The organism is Kitasatospora sp. UYEF31, assembly GCF_057291755.1.
Genome location: NZ_JBXAWK010000149.1, coordinates 1 through 1,551, shown reverse-complemented (window position 1 = coordinate 1,551; position 1,551 = coordinate 1). Strand labels below are relative to the sequence as shown.

Genomic DNA, 1,551 nt, shown 5'->3' with positions numbered 1-1,551 from the left:
CCGTGCCCCGCGAGCTGTTCCTACAGCCCGGGGTGTTCCTGCCCACCGACGACGGCCGGTGGCGGCCGGTCACCGCGCTCGGCGCCGAGCCCAAGGAGTGGGGGGAGATCGCCTACAGCGACCAGTCGCTCGTCACCCAGCTCGACGGCCACCTGACGGCCGACCAGGTCGCCGAACCCGTCCGGGGCTTCCCGACCTCCTCCTCCACCATCCCGGCCACCGTGGTCAGCATGATCGAGGCCCTGGACATCGAGGACGGCGAGACGGTGCTGGAGATCGGCACCGGCACCGGGTACTCGACCGCGCTGATGTGCCACCGACTCGGCGAGGACAACGTCACCAGCGTCGAGGTGGACCCCGAGGTGGCTGCCCGGGCGGACGCCGCGCTGGAGACGGCCGGCTACTCGACCTGGACGGTCACCGGGGACGGACTACTCGGCCACCCCCGCCGGGCCCCGTACGACAAGGTGATCGCCACCTGCGCGGTCCGGCGCGTCCCCTACACCTGGGTGCGGCAGACCAAGCCCGGCGGGACCATCCTCGCCACGGTCGGCTCCTGGTCGTACGGCACCGGGCTCGCCAAGGTCACCGTGAAGGACGACGGCACCGCTGAGGGCCGGATCATCGGCCGCTCCTCGTTCATGCCGGCCCGCTCCCAGGCCGTCATGCCGCTGGCCGGGGACCTGTCGGCCCGGGCCGCGTACGCGGACACCGAGCGGCGCACGCCGATCGCGCCGCAACTGCTGGAGGAGTGGATGCCCGCCTTCCTGGCCCAGCTCGCAGCCCCCGGCGCCCAGCTGGTCCGCGCGGTGGCCGAGGACGGCGAGCAGATGGTGTACCTGTTCGACCCGGAGCGGGAGTCCTTCGCCCAGCTCGGCGACGACGGCGAGGGCTGGACCGTCCGCCAGGGTGGCCCCATCGCGCTGTGGGACGCGGTCGAGCAGGCGCTCACCGCCTGGCAGGAGGCGGGGCGGCCGGACATCAGCGCGGTCCGGCTCCAGGTCACCGACCGCTCGCACGCCTACTGGATCGGTGGGCAGCAGATCGCCACCGATGCCCGCTCGTACTGGATCGGCGAGAAGCCGGCCCTGCGGTGGGAACACCGCGTCGCCTGACGCACCGTCGCCTCACGCTGCCCCGGACCGCACCGCGGCCGGGGCAGCGGCCTGTCTGCACCGCGGATCGTCCCCGCCCCCAGCCGTCCGGCTCGGCGTCGTCGGCATCCAGATGCCCGAACGGGCCGGGCAGTGCCACCTCCTCGGCGGCCGCCCTCGGAGGCGGACGCCCTTCCCCCGAGGGCGCCGTCGGGGCTGCCCGTGTCCAGGGCTATTCCTCGGCGGCGCGGGGGTCGCGCAGGGGCCGCAGCGCGTCGGCGCCGTGGGAGCGGACGATCGGATACCGTCCGTGGAAATTTATATGATCATGAATCAGCGGAGAGAGCCGGGAGCGGATCTCGGGGGAGACGGTCAGCCCGCCGGCCTCCAACTCCCCGACGGCGGCGTCCATGTAGAGGGAATTCCACCAAGTATCCGGGGCAATCGAGTGAACCGG

At 73.0% G+C, this 1,551-nt stretch carries 2 protein-coding genes; one reads left to right on the top strand and one right to left on the bottom strand.

Translation table 11 applies throughout. From position 1 onward, the window contains the following. A partial coding sequence (gene tgmC / locus AC0Z36_RS29635; RefSeq protein ID WP_485466175.1) for an ATP-grasp peptide maturase system methyltransferase occupies positions 1–1,115 on the top strand: 1,115 nt, incomplete at its 5' end. 211 nt (positions 1,116–1,326) lie between these two features. Here tgmC and AC0Z36_RS29630 read toward each other — a convergent pair. Continuing rightward, on the bottom strand, positions 1,327–1,551 hold a 225-nt coding region (locus AC0Z36_RS29630), incomplete at its 5' end, for a Tn3 family transposase (RefSeq protein WP_485466174.1).